Below are 21,505 nucleotides of genomic sequence, written 5' to 3' on the forward strand. Positions count from 1 at the left end.
CCACGCTGTCGTGGCGTTTGATCAGCTTGTGGATGCCTCAATCAACCGCCCCGCCCGCTACATGGGGTACGAGTTGGGGGTGGAGCCGCGGGATTGGGAAGCGGCGCGGGTGCGCTGGGCTCTCACCTATCCAGAGATTTACGAGGTGGGTTCCAGCAACCTCGGTCACATCATTCTCTATTCCATTCTCAACGCTGTTCCTGGTCAGCTGTGTGATCGGGCTTACCTTCCTGCGGCTGATCTCTCCGAGAGGCTGAAAGAGCGGAATCAAGCCTTGTTTGCCGTGGAGAGCCGGAGGCCGCTCCCAGCCTTCGACATCCTGGGCTTCAGCCTCAGTTACGAGCTGGGTGCGACCAATATTCTCGCCATGTTGGATTTGGCGAAGGTGCCGCTCTATGCGGCCGATCGAGGTGACTTGCCCCTCTCGCACCCTGAGTCTCCCCCTTTGATTTTTGCTGGTGGTCCCACCGCGACCAGCAACCCTGAGCCGTACGCCGCTTTTTTCGACTTCATTGCTTTAGGTGACGGGGAGGAGCTTCTCCCCGAGATTGGATTGGTGGTGGCAGAAGCCAAAGCTGCCGGCTTGTCCCGAACGGATTTACTCCGTGATCTGGCTTTTGTTCCAGGGGTGTATGTGCCGTCCCTCTATGGACCTGATCAGCAAGGGATCAGCGTGGAGCCGCGGGAGCCGGGTCTCCCGGCCCGCCTGCTGAGGCGTGTTGCAACGCCCATGCCCCATTACGCGATGGGACTTGTTCCCCATGTGGAGACGGTGCATGACCGATTAACCGTGGAAATTCGGCGTGGCTGCACCCGAGGCTGTCGTTTTTGCCAACCGGGAATGCTCACCAGGCCCGCAAGAGACGTGGAGCCCGAGGCCGTGATTGAGGCGATTGAAACGGGAATGCAGAGAACGGGCTACAGCGACTTTTCATTGCTGTCGTTGAGCTGCAGCGATTACCTGGCGTTACCTGCGGTGGGGGTTGAGCTTCGGAATCGTCTTGCCGATCGCAACGTCACGCTTCAGTTGCCCAGTCAGCGGGTGGACCGTTTCGATGACGACATCGCGCATATCCTCGGGGGCTCGCGCCAGTCGGGCCTGACGTTTGCTCCGGAAGCCGGCACCCAACGGCTGAGAGACATCGTGAACAAAGGCCTGACGGATACAGACCTTGTGGATGGAATCCGCACGGCAATGCAGAACGGGTACCGGAAGGTGAAGCTCTATTTCATGATCGGGCTGCCGGGTGAGACCGATGCCGATGTGCTCGGCATTGCCGAGACCTGTCGGATGTTGCTCGATCGCTGCCGCGATTTGGGTCGCCTCAATCTCAATATCACCATCAGTAATTTCACCCCGAAACCGCACACGCCGTTTCAGTGGCACAGCGTTTCGACTGTGGAGTTTTTAAGGCGTCAGCAGTTGCTGAGGGAAGCCGGGAAGCGACTCCGCGGTGTGCGCTTCAACTTCACGGATGTGAGGCTTTCGGCGATGGAGGACTTCGTCGGTCGCGGAGACAGAAGCCTGGCGCCTGTCATTGAAGCGGCATGGCGGGCGGGTGCTGGGATGGATGCATGGTTCGAGTCCCTCGACCGCACCTATGAGGCGTGGACGGGCGCGATTGCAGCGGCAGGCCTTGAGGGCCGCTATCGGGCCCTTGAACTCGGCGGCTGGGGACGCGCCAATGCGCTTAGCGAGGAGGGCTTGGATGCGTTTTGTTCCCAGCCTTTGCCGTGGGATCACATCGATACCGGGATTGATAAGCGCTGGTTGGCAGAAGATCTCAAGCGAGCGCTTGACGCTGCTGTGGTTCCGGATTGTTCGTTTGAGGGATGCAGCAGTTGTGGGGTCTGTGGCCCGGACCTAGGCCACAACGTGGTGATTCCTTCCCCTGAGATCCCTGTTCAGAAGCCAAGGCAAGCTCCACCGAGCGATCGGGTGTGCCGGATCAGGTTTCGCTTCAGCAAAACGGGCGCGATGGCCCTGCTCAGCCATCTCGATTTGGTGCGCTTGTTTGAGCGTGCGCTTCGACGCGCTGAATTGCCGGTGAGTTTCACCGGTGGCTTTCACCCCCTTCCCCGTCTTCAGCTCGCCTTGGCGTTGCCGTTAGGCGTGCAAGGGGAGGGGGAATGGCTGGATTTGGAATTCATTGAACAGGTTGAGGCGCTTCAGGTTTTGAAGCGTTGGCAACAGACCCTCCCCCCAGGCCTTCTGCTGATCGAGGCCTATGAAGTGCCAGTGTCTGGTCCGAGCCTCTCGCAGCAATTGGAGGCAGCCCGATGGAGCTTTGAGCTGAAACCTCAAGCAGGCGACCCTTCGCTTTCTTTGGATCAGTGGAAGCAGGCGGTGGACGATTTGTTGGCGCGAGACACGCTTGTTTGGGACGACACCGATAAAAAAGGACGTCCTCGTCAGCGCGATTGCAGACCTGCTTTGGAGACGCTTGAGATCGTTGCTCCGATTGAGGGAGCAGCGGTGACTGGTGAACCGGTAGAGGGGGTGAGACTTGAGTTCTTCGCTCAGATCGATCACCAAGGCCGAAGCCTCAAGCCCGCACAGCTCAAGCACTGGTTGTCTGAAGCCTTGATGCAGTCTTTACATCTTCACAATGTTCGTCGCCTCGAACTACGGCTTGTGCGGTGCTAAATTCACTACAAGACGTCAAGCCACGGGCCTGCGCCACGGTTTCGTCCCGACCTTCTTGCTCCCACACCCTGCGGAAAAAGAGGCCAGAGCCTCCTGTTTCAAACAACGCCCAGGCGTTGCAGTCGAGCTCCAAATCAGAGGAGTTACTCACTCCGAATACTTAGACCAAATCGGTCACTTGAATTCTTCCAACCCCGTGCGACATGCCGGCTGGCTGTTGATCGGGCTCCAATCCTGACGGGCGTCGTCAGTCATTGTTTATGCCCCAACAAATTGTTATCGCTGAGCAACTGCGCATTGCCGCAGTTCTCACAGATGAGCGCGTTGATGAATTAATTGTTGCCCAAGGGCGTTATCAGATCGGTGATGTCTATTTGGGCACCGTTGAAAATGTTCTCCCAGGGATTGATGCGGCTTTTGTCAACATTGGTGAAAGCGAAAAAAATGGCTTCATACATGTCACTGACTTAGGCCCTTTGCGCCTTAAAAAAGGTGCCGCTGGAATTACAGAACTGCTGGAACCACGCCAAAAGGTGCTGGTTCAGGTGATGAAGGAGCCCACGGGCACCAAAGGACCTCGCTTGACAGGCAATCTGGCGCTGCCAGGTCGTTATCTCGTGCTGCAACCGAGCGGTCAGGGGGTCAATATCTCCCGGCGCATTGGTTCAGAAGGAGAGCGGAACCGGTTGCGTGCTCTTGGTGTGTTGGTGAAGCCCCCAGGTGCGGGACTGTTGATTCGTACCGAAGCCGATGGAATCAGCGAAGAATTGCTGATTGACGATCTCGAATCGCTTTTACGTCAGTGGGAGGCCATTCAAAAAGCTGCTGAGACGGCTGCCCCACCGGTGCTTCTCAATCGCGATGAGGACTTTATTCATCGCATTCTTCGCGATCACACCGGTTTGGATTTGGAGCGTGTGGTGGTGGAGTCTCCCTCTGGTGTGGAGCGGGTGCGCTCTTTCCTTGGAGAGGAAGGCGGTCACGTCGCGGTGGAGGCCCATCCCGAGCCCTCTGAGTTGCTTGAGCACTACAAAGTGAATGGGGCCATTCGTGATGCCCTCAAGCCAAGGGTGGACCTCCCCTCCGGTGGCTACGTGATCATCGAGCCCACCGAGGCCCTCACGGTGATTGATGTCAACTCTGGGTCGTTCACCCGCTCTGCGAATGCCAGGGAAACGGTGCTCTGGACCAATTGTGAGGCGGCCATTGAGATCGCGCGGCAGTTGCGTCTGCGCAACATCGGTGGGGTGATCATCGTCGACTTCATCGACATGGATTCCCGCCGTGATCAGTTGCAGTTGCTGGAGCATTTCACCAGCGCGATTCGTGATGATTCCGCTCGCCCTCAAATTGCGCAGCTCACGGAACTCGGTCTTGTGGAGTTGACGCGTAAGCGTCAGGGCCAAAATATTTATGAGCTGTTCGGGCGAGCCTGCCCCAGCTGCGGAGGGCTTGGCCACGTTGCAGTGCTTCCAGGTAAGGATCTGATGGAGCCTCTCGCCACGGCCACAGGGCTGGTGCGTTCCGCAGCTTCAGCCCGTGCTGAAGTTCCTGCGTCTGGCGAGGCCTCGAATGGCCGCCGTCGTCGCGGTGGTCGAGGTAAGGTTGCGGCGGCTTCTGGTTCTCCCGACAGCAGCGATGCGCCCTTGGAAGAGGGGGAGGTTGCAAGCACATCGACGTCTGCTGCCATTGAGCCTGCAAGCGTGAGTCGACGTCAGGACCCTGAATTGGTTGCGGTTCCTATGGATGAAGATGAAGAGCAGGTCTATGGATGGCTTGGTCTGAATCCAGCCTTACTGCTGGATAGTCAGCCGGAGCTGGACAACTTGATGGTGCGCGTTGTTCGTCCAGGCGAAGACGCAGAGCAGGTGCTCGAGCAGGCTCGACAGCAAATGTCGGCTAACTCGGGTCGCCGCCGTCGCCGTGGCCCGAGGGGAAATGGTCGTGGCCCAGGCTCTGGTCCTGGTCGTCCCGCTGCGTCAGGTAGCGGAGATGATTCAGCACCCACGACCGTCGCCCCTCCCTTAGAGCCAGACAACCCTTCACAGCCGTTGCTTGTGGAGATCACCCCATTGATTGAGACCCCACTCCCGGTGATCTCACCCGAGCCTGAAGCTGTTTCCGTCTCTGACGCTGTCTCCGTTTCAATCTCTGAACCGGTCGCTAGTTCTGAGCCAGAAGTCACTGCTGAGTCTGCTGACACCTCGGAAGCAAGGCCTGGTCGCCGTCGTCGTCGCTCGTCTGCAGCGACGTCTGATAACGACTAGAGAGCCGTGTCAGATCCGAGGCTTAACAGCGATGGCCTTGGTATCGCTGGGGTGGATGAAGTGGGTCGTGGCTGCTTGTTTGGGCCCGTCTTTGCGGCGGCCGTTGTGTTGAGCGATCAAGCCGCAGTGCATTTGCAAGCGGCTGGTCTCACCGATAGCAAAGCGTTATCACCGAGTCGACGAGCTGCACTGGTCCCTCTGATTGAGGCTCATGCTCATGCTTGGGGGTTGGGTCAAAGCTCTGCGCGGGCGATTGATCACTACGGCATTCGCAGCGCGACTGAGCAGGCCATGGTCTGTGCTCTTCAGCGCTTGCCCAGCCCCCCCCTGCTGGTCTTGGTGGATGGAGTGCTCCCTTTGCGTTTGTGGGAGGGCTCTCAACGCACCATCGTGCGCGGGGACAGCAGCCAGGCTGCGATCGCCGCTGCGAGTGTGTTGGCCAAAGAGGCGCGCGACGCTTTGATTCGGCGGCTTTCCATTCGCTTTCCGGGTTATGGACTTGAACGACATGCCGGATATGGAACCGCTCAACATCGGGCAGCTCTACTGAGCTCTGGCCCGACCCCCCTGCACCGACACTCGTTCTTGAGGAAGCTATTCGCCACCGTGTAGGGCGGACTCACTGGCTGGAGTGGTATCCCAATCTTTGGCCCAGGACTCAAAATCAGCAACCAGCTGACGACCGACTCGGCCTTTGATTGTGAGGAGAATTCCATTCAGGATGGACTCCCCGGTGTTCTCCAAGACTCGCTTGGGGATCAGGCGTAGCAGGGGTGGCTGGCTGACTTCCACGCTAAGCATCGCCTCCCCTTGCAGTCCCGTTGGAGTTGCCTCAAGCAAGGCTTCAAGGCTCAGTTGAAAGTCATCTACCAGCCCCAATCCCTCCAGGTCTGCATCGAGAGCACGAATACGCAGTCGTCCGCTCACTTCATCAACTTCTAGCGACACCACTGGCTTTACATGCAGTTGGAAGACATTCAGCGTTGTCACGGTGTAGCGGTAGCGCCCCTGTTCCAGGGCTGTGAGCTGGCTGGGGTCGAGCAATGCTTTGACAACGCGGTCGTGCTCATGCAAATAAGCGCGCAGACGTTCTGACTCATCTGCGATGGGTAGATCGAGATGCTGACTGGCTCGAAAGGCCAGGGGCATGATCGTGTCCTGACGCGGCATGATCCTATCGATCGATGTGTGTCTTGATCCGATGCCGATGCGTGTGGCTTTTCTCGGGCCGGAGGGGACCTATGGGGAGCGGGCTGCTCGCAGCCTCATGAGACTTGAGGCGATCGAGAAACCAGAGCTGGTGGCTTGTTTGGGGCTTCGTTCTGTGGTGGAACATGTTGCCGATGGTCGCTGCGAATCGGCCGTGGTGCCTGTGGAGAACTCCGTTGAAGGTGGGGTCACGGCAATCCTTGACGCTCTCTGGTCTTATTCGAACTTGAGAATTCGTCGCGCTGTCGTTCTACCGATTCGTCATGCGCTTCTGAGTAGCGGGTCTCTGGACGGCATTTCGGAAGTCTTATCCCATCCTCAGGCTCTTGCCCAATGCAGTGGCTGGTTGGCGCGTCATCTACCGCAGGCCGTGCAACTTCCTGCCAGCTCCACCGCTGAAGCGGCCAGGATGGTACGAGGAAGTCACTTCAGAGCAGCCATTGCTGATCGCTCGTTAGCGGGGCAGCAGGGACTCCAGGAGTTGGCCTATCCAGTGAATGATGTCCCTGGAAACCGCACCCGCTTCTTGTTGCTTCAGAACGGTGAGGTGAGTTGCGAGGGTGATGTTGCCAGTCTTGCTTTTTCACTCCATCAAAACGCTCCTGGGGCCTTGATTGAGGCTTTGGAAGCGATCGCCCAACTCGGACTCAACATGAGCCGGATTGAATCGCGTCCTTCAAAGCGTGAGCTTGGTGAGTACGTGTTTTTTGTGGATGTGGAGTTGCCGGGGCAGCAAACGGCAGCTTTGCTCAAACGGCTCACGATCAGCCTCAAGCCGCTGTGTGAACACCTTCTCCACTTCGGGGCTTATCCAAGTTCAGTGCTGGAGTGATTTCAGCAGTGTTGTCTTACCAACGTGATCTCAATGGTGATCAGTTTTAAACACTCCAAACTGCATCATCCCTCGGGCAAAAGCCCAGCGCATTAACAGCAGCGTTGGTGTTTCACGGAGGCCCTGCAGGACGGCCTTTGGACCAAGACGGAGAATCGCATTGGGCCTGCGGATGCCCTCAAGGATCGATTCATTCCAAGAGGGCAACGTGGCGTCTGTCCAATCATCGGTACTGATCGTGCCGCGACGATGAGGGCTGCTTTCAAGGTTCTGGCGAAAGCCTCGGATGCTGGCGAATTCGGGATGCGCCCATTGCGTGAGTAATTGGTGCATCACCCAGCGTTCGCGCCGATCAAGGGCACCATCAACAGGATCGCGACGGTTCCAGTCGGCAACGGCCAGACGACCGCCAGGTTTCAGGACTCGCAGGAGTTCGTCGGCAAACCGCTGTTTGTCGGGCATATGAGGGCCGGCTTCGACAGTCCAAACGGCGTCAAAGCTTTGATCATCAAGTTGGAGGCTGAGGGCATCCATCACTGCGAAGCGACAGGACAAGGTGTTGGGTGTTAGGTGAGTAGCCCTGTTCACCTGAGCTGGGCTGATGCTGATCCCCAATACATCCAAACCGTAGTCACGGGAAAGGATCCTGGCGCTTCCTCCGATACCGCAACCCACGTCTAAGACCCGGGATCCTGGCGGTAATTGATCGAAGCCACTCCAGCGGACCAATTCATGAACAAAGTCGGCTTTGGCCTGCCTGAAATCTCGAGGCTGAGCTGGGGAACCGTAGTGCCCTAGATGGACGTGCTCACCCCAAAGGGATTCCAGTAATTGGTCTTCGGTCCAGGCGTCGTACGCGGCAGCAACGCTTTCACTGGAGTGATAAGCGCGATTGCGACGATTCCAAAGTTGGTAGATGCCAAATAAAAGCAGTAAACCCGCTGCTGTTGAGATGAGAACAGTCGTTGAAGGCATTAACCGTTGCTCGGATCTGTCTTTGACAGCGTGTCGCGTAAAACGGTGCGAGCAGCGAGCTGACGACGGGTTTCATCCAACATTTCGAACTCCTTCTCAAGGCGCGTGCGTGTGCTGGTGAGCTCTAAAAGATCCTGCTGTTGATCGGCTACTGGGCCTCCTAGATGCGCTCCAATCCAAAAGGAGAGCTCGCGAGGAAGGTCTGGAAGGTCGTCAGGCAGTGAGGATTTGGAGTCGGTCAGTTTGCCGGTCAGGTCAACAACATCTTTCAAGGCTTGCGTCACGGTTGCAGCTAAAGACTCCAGTTCGCTGGCATTGTCGACCGGTTCATCTTCAATCCAGCTGACCATTGCTGTGCGAAAGGGCATCTCTCTGGTGACGTTGAGCACCCGAAAGCGCTGTTGCCCAAGCGTCACGATGTTGCTGCGCCCGTCGTCTCCGGTTTGATGCTGAATGACTTCGGCACAACAGCCAACAGCGGCCATTGTTTGTTGGTTTGGATCCCAACGCACGACGCCAAAACGACGATCTGTTTCTAGAACGCTCTGCAACATCATCCGGTAGCGCGACTCGAAGATATGCAGTGGAAGCACGTCACTGGGGAAGAGGACGACGTCCGGCAGAGGGAACAGAGGGAGTTCTCTGACGGACAGATCAACCACGCAGCCTGTAAGCAGTGACTCGAATACTAGGCAGCTGATCGTTGCATGGGGCGTCGATCAGAGCTTGACCTCGATGTCGACTCCACTGGGGAGGTCGAGCTTCATCAGAGCATCGATGGTTTTAGCGGAGGGACTGTAGATATCAATGATGCGTCGGTGAGTTCGGGTTTCAAAGTGCTCGCGTGAATCCTTATCCACGTGGGGCGAGCGCAGAACGCAGTAAATTTTGCGCTTCGTTGGCAACGGGATAGGGCCGATAGCGGTTGCTGCCGTGTTGTCGGCAGTTTCAATGATTTTGTCGCAAGACAGATCCAGCATGCGGCGGTCAAACGCCTTGAGACGAATGCGGATCTTTTGCTGAGCGATTGCGGTGGACATGGAAGCGCAAGAAAGCCTCTAAAAGAGACTGAGAGGATGGATTGTCTAGGTTCGGTGAGGAAGAGCTTCAGACTCTAAAGCTCTTCCACTCAAGAACTGTAAGGGACGGCCTCACCGCAGTCAGGCTGTCCCTAAACAGGAATGGAGCGCTAGATCATTCAATGATCTTGGAGACCACGCCAGCTCCGATGGTGCGACCACCTTCGCGGATGGCGAAGCGCATGCCGTTTTCCATGGCAACTGGGCAGATCAACTCACCAGTCATCTGGATGTTGTCTCCAGGCATCACCATTTCAACGTTGCTGCCATCTTCCGCGGTGAATGCGGTGATCTGGCCAGTCACGTCGGTGGTACGGATGTAGAACTGCGGGCGATAGCCAGCAAAGAAAGGTGTGTGGCGACCGCCTTCTTCTTTCTTGAGCACGTAAACCTGGCCCTCAAACTTGGTGTGAGGAGTGATGGACCCGGGCTTCACAAGCACCATGCCGCGCTCGATGTCTTCCTTTTGGACGCCTCGAAGGAGCAGACCCACGTTGTCGCCAGCCATGCCCTCGTCGAGCAGTTTGCGGAACATCTCCACACCGGTAACGGTGGTTTTGCGGGGCTCTTTAATGCCAACGATTTCGACTTCTTCGCCAACCTTGACGATGCCGCGTTCGATACGGCCGGTAGCGACAGTTCCGCGTCCAGTGATCGAGAACACATCTTCGATCGCCATCAGGAATGGCTTATCAACTTCACGCTCTGGTTCGGGAATACTGGCATCCACCGCTGCCATCAATTCTTCAATTTTGGCTTCCCATTCTGCTTCGCCCTCGATCGCTTTCAGACCAGAGACTTGAACGACAGGGATATCGTCGCCAGGGAAGTCGTAGCTGGATAGCAGCTCGCGGATCTCGAGTTCAACCAGCTCGATGATTTCCTCATCATCAACCATGTCGCACTTATTGAGAGCAACAACCAAGGCGGGAACGCCAACTTGCTTGGCGAGCAAGATGTGCTCCTTGGTTTGGGCCATCGGGCCATCGGTGGCTGCACACACAAGGATGGCGCCATCCATCTGTGCCGCACCTGTAATCATGTTTTTCACATAGTCCGCGTGACCAGGGCAGTCAACGTGGGCGTAGTGGCGGGTATCGGTTTCGTACTCAACGTGAGCGGTATTAATGGTGATGCCGCGCTCGCGCTCCTCAGGAGCACCGTCAATGTCGGCATAGTCTTGAACCTCGGCCTGACCTTTCTTGGCGAGCACATTAGTGATCGCAGCGGTGAGGGTGGTTTTGCCGTGGTCAACGTGGCCGATGGTGCCGATGTTGACGTGGGGCTTGTTCCTTTCGAACTTCTCGCGAGCCATTTTGGTAAAGAATCTAGGGGTGAATTAAGGAAGTGTAGAGATCAGGAATTGCCCTGATTCTTGGAGATGATGGCCTCGGCCACATTGCGAGGAACATCCTCGTAGTGACTGAACTCCATCGAGAAAATACCCCGACCCTGGGTCATGGATCGGAGTTCGGTGGCATAGCCGAACATCTCGGCCAAGGGCACCTTGGAGGAGACTTTAGACGTTCCGTCGTCGACGGACTGGCCCTCAACCTGTCCCCGGCGAGAGGACAGGTCGCCGATCACCGATCCGAGGAAATCCTCGGGGATTTCGACTTCGACCTTCATCATCGGCTCAAGAAGCACGGGATTGCACTTCTTGACCGCATCCTTGAAGGCCATAGAACCCGCAATTTTGAAAGCCATCTCCGACGAGTCCACATCGTGGTAGGACCCATCGACCATCGTGCATTTGACATCAATCAGGGGATAACCAGCAATCACTCCGGATTCGCAGGTCTCTTTCATACCTTGCTCGGCTGGCTTGATGTATTCCTTAGGAACAACGCCTCCAACAATTTTGTTGATGAATTCAAAGCCAGATTCGGGTTCTCCAGGCTCCATCTCGATTACAACATGACCATATTGGCCTTTACCACCGGTCTGACGGGAGAACTTCCCTTCTCCTTTGGAAGAACCACGAATGGTTTCTCGGTAAGACACCTGAGGTGCGCCGATATTCGCTTCCACTTTGAATTCGCGCAGCATGCGATCCACCAGGATTTCAAGGTGGAGTTCGCCCATGCCCGCAATCACGGTCTGACCCGTCTCTTGATCGGTTCGCACACGGAAGGTGGGATCTTCTTCAGCCAAAGCCACCAGTGCTTTGGAGAGCTTTTCCATATCTCCCTTGGTTTTGGGCTCCACCGCAACTGAGATCACGGGCTCAGGCACAAATAGAGTTTCCAGAACAATCGGATCATCTGTTGCGCAGAGGGTGTCTCCAGTGGTTGTGTTCTTGAGACCCAGAACGGCTCCGAGATCACCGGCTCGTAGTGCGTCAACTTCTTCGCGGTCGTCGGCTTTCAGCACAACGAGGCGAGAAATACGCTCTTTCGTGTCTTTGGTGGAATTCAAGACGTAGCTTCCTTTCTCAAGGACGCCTGAATACATGCGAACAAAGGTGAGCTTTCCGTAAGGATCAGCCATCACCTTGAAGGCAAGAGCACTAAATGGAGCACTGTCGTCGGAAGGACGGACAGCTTCTTTCCCGTTCGGAAGAATGCCCTGAATTGGCGGAACATCGATTGGCGCTGGAAGGTAATCAACAACGGCATCGAGAACGAGCTGCACGCCCTTGTTTTTAAAGGCTGAACCGCAGAGTACGGGAACCAAATTGTGCTTTAGAACACCAGTCCTGATCCCATGCTTTAGCTCGGAGTTCGAAAGTTCTCCTGACTCTAAAAACTTTTCGATGAGATCTTCATCGTTTTCGGCAATCGTTTCCATCAAAACGTTTCGCCATTGATCCACCTCGTCTTTCATGTCGGCCGGAACATCGGTGACTTCGATGTCTTGGCCTAAATCATCCTTGTAGATATGAGCTTTGTTCTCGACAAGATCGATGATTCCACTGAGTTCGCCTTCGGCTCCAATCGGAAGCTGAATGGGTACAGCATTGGCTTTGAGGCGATCCTTGATTTGGCCAAAAACTTTCAGGAAATCGGCACCAGTGCGGTCCATCTTGTTGACGAACACCATCCGTGGCACGGAATAACGGTCCGCTTGGCGCCACACCGTTTCAGATTGCGGCTGCACTCCGCCGACAGCGCAAAAGACTGCGATCACTCCATCGAGCACGCGCATGGAGCGTTCAACTTCGATGGTGAAGTCAACGTGACCAGGAGTATCAATGATATTAATCCGGTGATCATTCCAGCTTGTGGAAATAGCAGCGGCAGTAATCGTGATCCCACGCTCACGCTCTTGGGCCATCCAGTCGGTTACGGCTGCGCCGTCATGCACCTCTCCAATCTTGTGCACGACACCGGAGTAGAACAGAATCCTCTCAGTGGTGGTTGTTTTGCCAGCGTCAATATGGGCTGCAATACCAATATTTCTGACGCGTTCCAGGGGAAAGTCGCGTGCCACAGGATACTCCGGGGTGGGGCGTTAAAAGGCGAATGTGACTCTACAAGTCAACCTGGGTTAATCAAGTTGACTGAAGATCAGTAGCGATAGTGGGCGAATGCTTTGTTGGCTTCGGCCATCTTGTGAGTTTCTTCCCGTTTGCGGACGGCATTACCCGCTTCATTCGCGGCATCCATTAATTCTCCAGCAAGCTTTTGGGCCATGCTGCGACCATTACGTGCTCTTGAGAAATTGACGAGCCAACGCAGGGCCATTGCTGTGCCCCTCTCTTGGCGCACTTCCATCGGAACTTGATAAGTAGCACCACCAACACGCCGTGCACGAACTTCTACAAGTGGAGTGGCGTTCTTGACTGCCGTTTCGAACAGTTCGACGGGATCACCACCAGTGCGTTCACCGATCATTCCAAAGGCATCCGACAAGATGCGTTGGGCGGTGGACTTTTTTCCATGCTTCATCAACCGGGCCACCATCATCGTGGCGAGCCGATTGTTGAATTGTGGATCCGGGAGAATCGGACGTTTGACTGCTGCGTTACGGCGTGACATGAACCGTTAGGAGTGGAGAAACAGGGTGAGGAAATTAGAAGGAGTGTGGATCACTCTTTAGGCGCCTTAGCGCCGTACTTCGAACGGGATTGACGGCGGTCCTTGACACCAGCGGTGTCCAAGGTTCCACGAATGATGTGGTAGCGAACACCGGGAAGATCCTTAACTCGTCCTCCGCGAATGAGGACCACAGAGTGTTCTTGGAGGTTATGGCCGATGCCACCGATGTATGCCGTGACCTCAAATCCTGAGGTGAGGCGCACACGGGCCACTTTGCGTAGAGCCGAATTCGGCTTCTTCGGTGTGGAGGTATACACGCGGGTGCATACGCCCCTTCGCTCCGGGCAAGCCTTAAGCGCAGGAGATTTTGTTTTCGCCTTGAGGGTCTGACGCTCGTGACGGATTAGTTGCTGGATGGTTGGCATCGACGGTCGGGATGCGGCCGGAGACCCGACCTAGTTCGACAATCCGTCACCATACTGGTTCGTCCGACCTTTCTTCTTAACAGCGAGAAAATGCGCTTCCGCAGAGACAGCAACGCACGTTGTCCTGAGGGCTGATCAGAAAGCCACCGCCACTCAGGTCACCGCGGTAATCCAGGCATAGACCTTCCAACAGAGGAAGTTGCTCCTCCGGCGCGTGCAGTGTGACTCCTTCTGCTCGTGCCATTGGAATTCCTGCGAGATGCCCAGGTCGCAAGCGGATCACGTGTTGTTCACAGCTTCCGGATACCAAGTCCAGGTGCATCACACCTGGTGTCCCTGCGACCGCAGCCTGACGACCGAGTTCCGCCGCAGCGGTGGCGCTGATGGAGAACGTGGCGCCCATAGCCATTCGGATGCGTATGGGCTCAGTTTGCCAGCACCTTGGTTGATTCACTGACAAAGCCCAGACCGTTTTGTACGCGCGGAGTAATGCCCCGGCCCGTCATCACAGTTGTATTCGCGACGAGCATGGTGGTGGAACCTCCCCCGTCGAGATTGAGTGCGTCCGTGAGCTCGAGTTGTCTCAGCGCCAGGCTCGTTTCCAGGAGGGTGGGATCACTGCCATTGGCGCCCTTTGCGGTGAGGAGCCAAATTCGCTCCTTGTCTTGAGCTACAACGGTGCGGGGTGCTGACACGGCAAGAAAGCCAGGACTAAAGCCCTCCTGGCGGCCATTCAGTACAACCTTGCCCTTCTGGAGAAGAAGGGGCCCTCCCCCAAGCACTTGAGGGCGTTCACCCAACGGGTTTGAGCTCCGGGTGTTGATGGTCACTCCATCACCAACCCTCGCGGGGAGAGCGATTCCCCCACGGGCAACGATCAGGTCTCCCTTTAAGGGCAAAGGAACACCGCGAACGAGGGCAGCTTGGTCGTACACCGCATCGACGCGTCCTTCTCGGAGTGTCAAAGCCTGCTCTTCTCCACTGAGTGCGCGATACGTCGGGCCCCAGGCTCTGGTGTAGCGACTCAATCCCCGTTGTACATAGCCGCTGTTCAGCATCCCGAGAGGCCATCGCCGTCGTCCAGTCACGGTCATCTCCTGGATCAATTGCAGCCGTCCAAACATCAGGGGGCCGTTGCGGTCCCAGCCGATGGCACCTCGGTTGAGGATTGGGCCTGAAAGCCATGTGTTGTCGAGACGAACAGCTCCAAGGGGGAGTTGGCGAACCCTGTTAAAAAAACCTCCATTCACGGCCACAAGTGCTTTGGCAGGTTGCGCCAACTGATTGAGATAGCGCAAGCCGGGTTGGGCATGGCTGGGGGCAAGCGGGCGTAATAGCAGAGTTGAGGTGTTGTGTTGAACGCCCGCTCGGTAGAGCTGTAGGCGCTTGACGCCAACTTGAACCACGCGCTGATCGAGAACCAATCCGTTCTTGATCAGATCTTGCATCTCTGGGGCGAGTAGCGCCCTCTGAAATGCTTGGTATTGGCGCCGTCTTGCCGCAGGCTTCGTGGGGGTAACGCCGTCCAGGACGACCCGCCATGGTCCCTTAAGGGTCAAGGTTGAAAGCTTGCTGGCTTGGCCGAGCAGCTTCAGCCCGCCCAGCCCCTGTCGTGTTTGCAAGCCAATCCTGCGCAATTGGCCTTCCTGCCCTGGCGTTACCTTTATTTGCAGAAGAAGATCGTCGCCCTGGCGCTGAACGAGGGCAGGCCCGCTGAGGTCCATCACAAGACGATTCGCGCTGCTTCCTTTGCCTTGTCTGAGCGTTTTCAGTTGGGGTTGGGGAAGGTCCACCCTCAGAGTGTTTTTGGTTCGGCTGACTTGAACCCCGAGCGCGTTGAACCAGGGCAGCACATCGAGGGCGACTTCATCCCCGATGGTGCGTTGTTGCACACCGCTCAAAGGCAGTTGAAATCCATACCACTCGAGCCGTTCACCGCTGATCTCGGATTGACGTTGAAATCCCATCTGCCCAACAAGCAGATCAAGAGGCAGCCAGAGCCGCTTGGGTTGTGTTGCTCCTTGGCCCTGCCATAACCACGAGCTGGAGGAGTCGATGCCACCAATCGTTAGGCGATCTCCACTGAATTGATCCGTGACGCGAACCTCCGCAATGGGTGCTGGCGGCGGAGGTGGCATTGCTGCATCCATGGCTCGACGCTAGCTGGGGTGGGCCAATCCTTAGGATCCGAAGTAGCTCAACCAGCTACGGAATGCGAACGCCGTTGCTGTTGTACGTCTCGACTGCAGGTTATGACCCAACTCACCAGTTCCGATTGGCCCTATTGCGACAGCAGTGCACCTGCTGCGGTTGCCGGGGAGAAGGACGCATGTGGTGTGGGTTTTCTGGCACAGCTTCAGGGTGAGCGCAGTCATTGGGTGCTTCAGCAGGCCCTTCGTGGTTTGGGTTGCATGGAGCACAGGGGTGGCTGTGGTGGCGATGGTGATTCCGGAGATGGGGCAGGAATCCTGTGCGAAATCCCTTGGGACTACTTGAGAGCGATTTGGCCAGAGGCCACGAATGCCAACGGTTTGGGCATGATGTTTCTGCCAAAAGATCCCAGTCGCCGCGCTGAAGCTCAGCGATTCTGCGATCAAGAGGCGCAGGCCCTTGGCCTGACCTCCGTTGGATGGCGTGAGGTTCCGATCGATTCATCAGTGCTTGGTCCGCTTGCGCGTGAGACCGCACCCGTGATTCAACAGTGGTTAGTTCATGGGGCTGTTGATACGGATGCCCTGGAATCCTTGCTGTTGCGCCTGCGCCGTCGTGTTGGGGCCGGGGTTCGCCAGGAATTTGGAGCCGAGGGTGCTCGAGACTTTTACGTCGCGTCTCTGAGTGGTCGAACCGTTGTCTACAAGGGGATGGTGCGTTCCGAGGTTCTCGCCCAGTACTACGCCGATCTGCGTGACCCTCGCTTTGCTGTCAGTTTTGCGGTGTACCACCGCCGTTTCAGCACCAATACGCTTCCCCGCTGGCCGTTGGCGCAGCCCATGCGCCTCTTGGGTCACAACGGTGAAATCAATACGTTGTTGGGCAATCTCAACTGGGCTAAGGCATCAGAAGCTGGCCTGGAAGGCGTATGGGGTGAGGCTGCCAACGACTTGATACCGGTTGTGAACCCTGATTTCAGCGACTCAGCCAATCTCGATGCCACGCTTGAGCTGATGGTGAGGAGTGGACGCTCTATCACCGACAGTTTGATCACGTTGGTGCCGGAAGCCTTCCGAAATCAGCCTGACCTTGAAAGCCGTCCTGACGTCACGGCGATGTACGAATTCAATGCCGGGATTCAGGAGCCATGGGATGGCCCAGCGTTGTTGGTGTTTGCCGATGGGAAGCGTGTGGGTGCGACCTTGGATCGCAACGGGCTAAGGCCTGCGCGTTGGTGCACAACGGCTGATGGGTTCGTGATCATGGGATCTGAAACCGGTGTGGTGGATCTCAGCGGAAAGACTGTTGTTGAAAAAGGGCGCTTGGGTCCAGGTCAGATGGTGGCCGTTGATCTTGAGCGCGGAGAGCTCTTGACCAATTGGGCGGTGAAGGAAGACGCGGCTCAACGTTTTCCCTATGGCGATTGGTTGACGCAGCATCGCCGCTCCGTTTCGGCACAACCTTGGAGGCAGGATTGTCAAATCAGTGAGCTTGATTTGCTGCGCTTGCAGACAGCGATGGGCTTCACCGCAGAAGACCTTGATCTTGTGATTGAGGACATGGCAGGTCTTGGCAAGGAGCCCACTTACTGCATGGGAGATGACATCCCATTGGCGGTGCTCTCTGACAAGCCCCATCTTCTGTATGACTATTTCAAGCAGCGCTTCGCTCAAGTCACCAATCCACCGATTGATCCTCTGCGAGAGAAATTGGTGATGAGTTTGGAGATGCACTTGGGGCGGAGGCGGCCAGCTGTGAAGCCTCAGGCAGAGGCCGCGGCGTTGATTCACCTCGACACGCCAGTGCTGAATGAGGCGGAGCTGATCGCTCTATCTGACCAAGGGCTAGTGGTGCGATCCCTCTCCACCCAGGTTGCAGTCGAGGCCTGCGCTAGTGGACTGCAGTCAGCAGTCGATGCACTGTGCTTGAAGGCGGAGGAGGAGGTCCGAAACGGCGCTGAGGTTTTGGTGCTGTCAGACCGTGTGAATGCTGAGGAACAGCCTGCGGAGCTGATGGCCACCACTGTGGCGATGCCGGCTCTGTTGGCGGTGGGAGCGGTGCACCACCACCTTTTGCGTCAGAAATTGAGACTTCACTGTTCGCTGGTTTCGGAGACCGCTCAGTGTTGGAGTACCCATCACATGGCTTGCCTGATCGGTTATGGCGCTAGCGCAGTTTGTCCATGGCTCACCTGGGAGACCACACGCCATTGGCTCGCTCACCCCAAAACGCAGAAGCGGATCGAACAAGGCAAGTTGCAAGCTTTGGATCCCGACAAGGCCCAGGCGAATGTGCGCTTGTCGCTTGAGAACGGTCTTCGAAAGATTCTCTCCAAAATAGGTATCTCGCTCCTGGCGAGCTATCACGGTGCTCAAATTTTTGAGGCCATCGGTCTTGGGGCCGATGTGATTCAAAAGGCTTTTGCCGGCACGACCAGTCGAGTTGCTGGGATGACGCTTCCAGAGCTTGCGAATGAAACGCTCTCATTACACGCCAAGGCTTTCCCTGAGCTGAATCGGAGCAAGCTTGAGTTCATGGGTTTTGTGCAATACCGCACGGGCGGTGAGTACCACCTCAATAGCCCTGAGATGTCGAAGGCTCTTCACAGTGCAGTGAAAGCTGGCCCTGGATACGACCATTTCGCCACCTACAAAACCCTGTTGGAAAACAGGCCGGTCACAGCTCTTCGCGATTTGCTTGAGTTCAAGCTGGCGGCTACGCCTTTGCCGCTGGATCAAGTGGAGAGTGCAGAAAGCCTCTGTAGCCGTTTTTGTACTGGAGGAATGAGTCTGGGAGCTCTCTCAAGAGAAGCCCATGAGGTGTTGGCCGTTGCCATGAACCGTATTGGCGGAAAGAGCAATAGCGGTGAGGGTGGTGAGGACCCGATTCGTTTTCAGGTTCTCAATGATGTGGATGGAGACGGTCGATCATCGTCTTTCCCCAGCATTGGTGGGCTCAGAAATGGTGACACAGCCTGCTCAGCGATCAAGCAGATTGCTTCCGGCCGGTTTGGTGTGACTGCGGAATACTTACGCAGCGGCAAGCAACTTGAAATCAAGGTGGCTCAGGGGGCTAAGCCTGGTGAAGGCGGCCAACTGCCTGGGCCAAAGGTGGATGAGTACATCGCTGGGCTGCGCAATAGCAAGGCCGGAGTGGCGCTGATTTCTCCTCCGCCCCACCACGACATCTATTCCATCGAGGATCTTGCTCAGCTCATCCATGATTTACACCAGGTGCATCCCAAAGCTCCTGTCAGTGTGAAGTTGGTGGCTGAGATTGGGATCGGCACGATTGCGGCAGGTGTCGCGAAAGCCAATGCCGATGTGATCCAGATTTCTGGTCACGATGGCGGCACGGGTGCATCGCCGCTGAGCTCGATCAAGCACGCTGGCAGTCCCTGGGAGCTGGGCCTAACCGAAGTGCATCGGTCTTTGTTGGAGAACGGATTGCGTGATCGCGTCTTACTCCGAGCCGACGGTGGACTCAAAACGGGCTGGGATGTTGTTGTCGCTGCCCTGCTCGGAGCAGAGGAGTATGGCTTTGGATCTGTGGCCATGATTGCTGAGGGCTGCATTATGGCTCGCGTTTGTCATACGAATAACTGTCCCGTAGGCGTGGCCACTCAGAAAGAAGCTCTTCGCAAACGCTTCACCGGTGTGCCCGAACACGTGGTGAATTTCTTCTGGTACGTGGCGGAAGAGGTGCGTCAATTGATGAGTGTTTTGGGAGTGGCTCGTCTTGAAGATCTGATAGGTCGCAGCGATCTTCTCCAGCCTCGTTCCGTTGAACTTGAGAAGACCAAATGCGTGGATCTCTCCAGCTTGTTGGCTCCAGTGGGAGACGCCAACGACCGCTCCTGGCTCAACCACAGCCCTAACGCGCATGGAAATGGTCCGATTCTTGAAGACCATCTTCTGGCGGATGCCGACTTCATGGATGCTGTCGAGAACCATGGCTCTCTCAGCCGCGAGATCGAGATCATCAACACCGATCGCAGCGTCGGAGCTCGGTTATCGGGAGACATCGCCCAACGCCATGGAAATCGTGGCTTTAAGGGCCAGTTGAATCTGAACTTTCGCGGAGCTGCTGGCCAAAGCTTTGCGGCATTCCTCGTGCAAGGTATGACCATGCGCTTGGAGGGTGAAGCCAACGACTACGTCGGGAAGGGCATGAACAGTGGTCGGATCAGTCTTGTTCCTGGTGATGGTGTCGCCAATCCTGGCGATCAGGTGATTCTTGGCAACACCTGTCTTTATGGAGCCATCGGTGGTGAACTTTTTGCCCATGGCCGGGCGGGAGAACGCTTTGGCGTTCGCAACAGCGGTGCGAATGCGGTGGTGGAAGGCGCAGGTGACCACTGCTGCGAGTACATGACCGGAGGCGTGATTGTGGTGCTAGGAGGCACCGGTCGCAATGTGGGTGCCGGTATGACCGGGGGTGTGGCGTTCCTGTTGGATGAAGCGGGCGGTGTCCAGGCCCGCGTGAATCCTGAAATCGTTGAGGTGGTCAGCATCACCACCCAAGAACAAGAGTCCTTGCTGAAATCACTCCTTGAGGCTCATGTGAGCACCACATCCAGCGAGAAGGCCAAGGCGTTGCTTTCGGATTGGGCCAACGCCAAGTCGTCGTTCAAGTTGTTGGTGCCCCCAAGTGAGCGTGCGGCGATGGGGCTTGAGGCGCGTGAGGTGGTTGCCGCCTGATCCCTTTGCAATCCGTATGCCCTGGTTTATCAAGCAAGAAACGTTTACTGCAGCGATGACATCGTTGTCAGCGGACCAGCGTCGCGTGCATTGCGATGACCATCGCCGTTGGGTTCAAGCTCAGCGTCGCGCAGGGTTTGCCATGGCTAGTGGTTTTCTTGTGGATGATCAACACAAGCCCGGTGGAGGAGGTGTCTTGGTCTTCAGCGCCGAAAGCTACGAGGCAGCAAAAGCGTTCATCGCTGCAGATCCAATGATTGCTAGGAACCTGGTGGACTGGACGCTGCATGAATGGAAGCCGGTGGAGGGAAGTCTTCAGGCTTAGTTCAGGCCTGGTGACTGCTCCTCTAGGTGTTGAGCTGAAGTGTGTTCAGCGAGGATGAATGGTCATGAGTTTCTGCACATCCCCTGCGTGGTAACTGCTGCGCGTGAGCGGAGTGCTGACCACCTGGAGAAATCCAAGTTCTCGTTCGCCCTTGAGGCGGTAGCCCTCGAACTGCTCCGGAGTGACGAACCGGTCCACGCGCAGGTGTTTGGGGCCTGGCGATAGATATTGGCCAATGGTGACGATGTCAACTCGGTGTGCTCTGAGATCGCTAAGCACCTCGATCACTTCCGAGTCGCTTTCGCCGAGGCCCACCATCAATCCCGACTTGCTGTAAGACCGTGGCCAGCCATCGCGAACCCGTTTGAGAAGTTCAAGGGAGCGCTCGTAAACCCCCTGCGGACGTGCTTGGCGATAAAGCCGCGGCACCGTTTCAATGTTGTGATTAAGCACATGGGGTGATGCCTCCATCACCGTGGCTAGCGCATCCCAATTGCCGCAGAAATCGGGAATGAGAAGCTCAATCGTGGTGAGCGGCGAGTGTTGCTTCACCTGCTCGATGCAGGCCACGAACTGAGACGCACCTCCGTCATCGAGGTCGTCGCGGTTCACTGATGTAATCACAACGTGTTTGAGCCCAAGCCGGGATACCGCCTCCCCGAGCCGTTGGGGTTCGGTTGGATCGAGGGTGCGGACGCTCTTGTCGAAGTCGATGTCGCAGTAGGGACAGGCGCGGGTGCATCCGGGCCCCATGATCAGGAACGTCGCGGTCCCCCCGGCAAAGCATTCGCCGATGTTCGGGCAGCTTGCCTCCTGGCAAACGGTGTTCAGCTTGAGGTCCAGCAGCAGGTCGGCCACCTCACCAATGCGCTCGCGCTGGGGGGCTTTGACGCGCAACCAGTCAGGTTTCTGAAT

The 21,505-nt window shown here is 56.6% G+C and carries 17 protein-coding genes; 6 read left to right on the forward strand and 11 right to left on the reverse strand.

Annotated elements, in window-relative coordinates:
* The first annotated feature begins 61 nt into the window (after nucleotides 1-61).
* From SIC18_RS04670 to SIC18_RS04680, 3 genes are all read left to right on the forward strand, one after another.
* On the forward strand, nucleotides 62-2,647 hold the full coding sequence (locus SIC18_RS04670) for a TIGR03960 family B12-binding radical SAM protein (RefSeq protein WP_413430511.1): 2,586 nt from the start codon (nucleotides 62-64) through the stop codon (nucleotides 2,645-2,647).
* Nucleotides 2,648-2,907: 260 nt separating this feature from the next.
* Entirely contained in the window at nucleotides 2,908-4,914 is a 2,007-nt protein-coding gene (locus tag SIC18_RS04675; RefSeq protein ID WP_250395158.1) for an Rne/Rng family ribonuclease, read from the forward strand.
* A gap of 6 nt (nucleotides 4,915-4,920) precedes the next feature.
* Nucleotides 4,921-5,526, forward strand: a complete 606-nt coding sequence (locus SIC18_RS04680) for a ribonuclease HII (RefSeq protein WP_048347865.1) — start codon at nucleotides 4,921-4,923, stop codon at nucleotides 5,524-5,526.
* Here SIC18_RS04680 and SIC18_RS04685 read toward each other — a convergent pair.
* Nucleotides 5,509-6,084, reverse strand: a complete 576-nt coding sequence (locus SIC18_RS04685; RefSeq protein WP_048347866.1) for a DUF1997 domain-containing protein — start codon at nucleotides 6,082-6,084, stop codon at nucleotides 5,509-5,511. The genes SIC18_RS04680 and SIC18_RS04685 overlap by 18 nt on opposite strands.
* 31 nt (nucleotides 6,085-6,115) lie before the next feature.
* Here SIC18_RS04685 and pheA point away from each other — a divergent pair, with 31 nt between their 5' ends.
* On the forward strand, nucleotides 6,116-6,955 hold the full coding sequence (gene pheA / locus SIC18_RS04690) for a prephenate dehydratase (RefSeq protein WP_048348456.1): 840 nt from the start codon (nucleotides 6,116-6,118) through the stop codon (nucleotides 6,953-6,955).
* Nucleotides 6,956-6,985: 30 nt separating this feature from the next.
* Here the strand turns inward: pheA and SIC18_RS04695 are convergent, their stop codons facing one another.
* The 9 genes from SIC18_RS04695 to SIC18_RS04735 all read right to left on the reverse strand — a co-directional run bounded on the left by SIC18_RS04695 (nucleotide 6,986) and on the right by SIC18_RS04735 (nucleotide 15,564).
* Nucleotides 6,986-7,930: a methyltransferase domain-containing protein gene (locus SIC18_RS04695; protein ID WP_048347867.1), complete on the reverse strand. Its 945-nt coding sequence runs from the start codon at nucleotides 7,928-7,930 to the stop codon at nucleotides 6,986-6,988.
* Nucleotides 7,930-8,592 (reverse strand): LON peptidase substrate-binding domain-containing protein, encoded by a 663-nt coding sequence (locus SIC18_RS04700; RefSeq protein WP_048347868.1) that lies wholly within the window; start codon nucleotides 8,590-8,592, stop codon nucleotides 7,930-7,932. Before SIC18_RS04700 ends, SIC18_RS04695 begins: the two co-directional genes overlap by 1 nt.
* A 57-nt stretch (nucleotides 8,593-8,649) precedes the next feature.
* Nucleotides 8,650-8,970 (reverse strand): 30S ribosomal protein S10, encoded by a 321-nt coding sequence (gene rpsJ, locus SIC18_RS04705; protein ID WP_006042265.1) that lies wholly within the window; start codon nucleotides 8,968-8,970, stop codon nucleotides 8,650-8,652.
* Between the two features lie 154 nt (nucleotides 8,971-9,124).
* Nucleotides 9,125-10,324 (reverse strand): elongation factor Tu, encoded by a 1,200-nt coding sequence (tuf, locus tag SIC18_RS04710; protein ID WP_048347869.1) that lies wholly within the window; start codon nucleotides 10,322-10,324, stop codon nucleotides 9,125-9,127.
* Nucleotides 10,325-10,365: 41 nt separating this feature from the next.
* The gene (gene fusA, locus SIC18_RS04715) at nucleotides 10,366-12,441 is read right to left on the reverse strand and encodes an elongation factor G (protein WP_048347870.1); all 2,076 of its coding nucleotides are present in this window, start codon (nucleotides 12,439-12,441) and stop codon (nucleotides 10,366-10,368) included.
* A gap of 77 nt (nucleotides 12,442-12,518) precedes the next feature.
* Nucleotides 12,519-12,989: a 30S ribosomal protein S7 gene (gene rpsG, locus SIC18_RS04720; protein ID WP_048347871.1), complete on the reverse strand. Its 471-nt coding sequence runs from the start codon at nucleotides 12,987-12,989 to the stop codon at nucleotides 12,519-12,521.
* A gap of 50 nt (nucleotides 12,990-13,039) precedes the next feature.
* Complete coding sequence (gene rpsL / locus SIC18_RS04725; RefSeq protein WP_048347872.1) at nucleotides 13,040-13,414, reverse strand: 30S ribosomal protein S12; 375 nt, start codon at nucleotides 13,412-13,414, stop codon at nucleotides 13,040-13,042.
* 76 nt (nucleotides 13,415-13,490) lie between these two features.
* On the reverse strand, nucleotides 13,491-13,817 hold the full coding sequence (locus SIC18_RS04730) for an AIR synthase (protein ID WP_048347873.1): 327 nt from the start codon (nucleotides 13,815-13,817) through the stop codon (nucleotides 13,491-13,493).
* 22 nt (nucleotides 13,818-13,839) lie between these two features.
* Nucleotides 13,840-15,564 (reverse strand): phosphodiester glycosidase family protein, encoded by a 1,725-nt coding sequence (locus tag SIC18_RS04735; RefSeq protein ID WP_413430300.1) that lies wholly within the window; start codon nucleotides 15,562-15,564, stop codon nucleotides 13,840-13,842.
* Between the two features lie 102 nt (nucleotides 15,565-15,666).
* On the opposite strand from SIC18_RS04735, the gene gltB reads away from it, so the two are divergent.
* Nucleotides 15,667-20,265, forward strand: coding sequence for a glutamate synthase large subunit (gene gltB, locus SIC18_RS04740; protein WP_413430301.1), 4,599 nt, complete (start codon nucleotides 15,667-15,669; stop codon nucleotides 20,263-20,265).
* Nucleotides 20,266-20,281: 16 nt separating this feature from the next.
* Nucleotides 20,282-20,590 carry a YciI family protein gene (locus SIC18_RS04745; protein WP_413430302.1) on the forward strand — a complete coding sequence of 103 codons (309 nt, stop codon included), beginning with the start codon at nucleotides 20,282-20,284 and terminating at the stop codon, nucleotides 20,588-20,590.
* Nucleotides 20,591-20,635: 45 nt separating this feature from the next.
* Here the strand turns inward: SIC18_RS04745 and lipA are convergent, their stop codons facing one another.
* Nucleotides 20,636-21,505, reverse strand: a complete 870-nt coding sequence (lipA, locus tag SIC18_RS04750) for a lipoyl synthase (protein WP_413430512.1) — start codon at nucleotides 21,503-21,505, stop codon at nucleotides 20,636-20,638.

This window comes from Synechococcus sp. Cu2B8-bc1011 (assembly GCF_047302735.1).
Classification (GTDB): Bacteria; Cyanobacteriota; Cyanobacteriia; order PCC-6307; family Cyanobiaceae; genus Synechococcus_C.

What these genes read in the sequence shown, in the direction of transcription:
- SIC18_RS04730 (WP_048347873.1), bottom strand. Translation starts at nt 13,817, where the DNA reads ATGGGCGCCACGTTCTCCATCAGCGCCACCGCTGCGGCGGAACTCGGT.
- SIC18_RS04675 (WP_250395158.1), top strand. Translation starts at nt 2,908, where the DNA reads ATGCCCCAACAAATTGTTATCGCTGAGCAACTGCGCATTGCCGCAGTT.
- SIC18_RS04695 (WP_048347867.1), bottom strand. Translation starts at nt 7,930, where the DNA reads ATGCCTTCAACGACTGTTCTCATCTCAACAGCAGCGGGTTTACTGCTT.
- pheA (WP_048348456.1), top strand. Translation starts at nt 6,116, where the DNA reads ATGCCGATGCGTGTGGCTTTTCTCGGGCCGGAGGGGACCTATGGGGAG.
- SIC18_RS04735 (WP_413430300.1), bottom strand. Translation starts at nt 15,564, where the DNA reads ATGGATGCAGCAATGCCACCTCCGCCGCCAGCACCCATTGCGGAGGTT.
- rpsJ (WP_006042265.1), bottom strand. Translation starts at nt 8,970, where the DNA reads ATGTCCACCGCAATCGCTCAGCAAAAGATCCGCATTCGTCTCAAGGCG.
- SIC18_RS04670 (WP_413430511.1), top strand. Translation starts at nt 62, where the DNA reads ATGGGGTACGAGTTGGGGGTGGAGCCGCGGGATTGGGAAGCGGCGCGG.
- gltB (WP_413430301.1), top strand. Translation starts at nt 15,667, where the DNA reads ATGACCCAACTCACCAGTTCCGATTGGCCCTATTGCGACAGCAGTGCA.
- tuf (WP_048347869.1), bottom strand. Translation starts at nt 10,324, where the DNA reads ATGGCTCGCGAGAAGTTCGAAAGGAACAAGCCCCACGTCAACATCGGC.
- SIC18_RS04685 (WP_048347866.1), bottom strand. Translation starts at nt 6,084, where the DNA reads ATGCCGCGTCAGGACACGATCATGCCCCTGGCCTTTCGAGCCAGTCAG.
- SIC18_RS04745 (WP_413430302.1), top strand. Translation starts at nt 20,282, where the DNA reads ATGCCCTGGTTTATCAAGCAAGAAACGTTTACTGCAGCGATGACATCG.
- rpsL (WP_048347872.1), bottom strand. Translation starts at nt 13,414, where the DNA reads ATGCCAACCATCCAGCAACTAATCCGTCACGAGCGTCAGACCCTCAAG.
- rpsG (WP_048347871.1), bottom strand. Translation starts at nt 12,989, where the DNA reads ATGTCACGCCGTAACGCAGCAGTCAAACGTCCGATTCTCCCGGATCCA.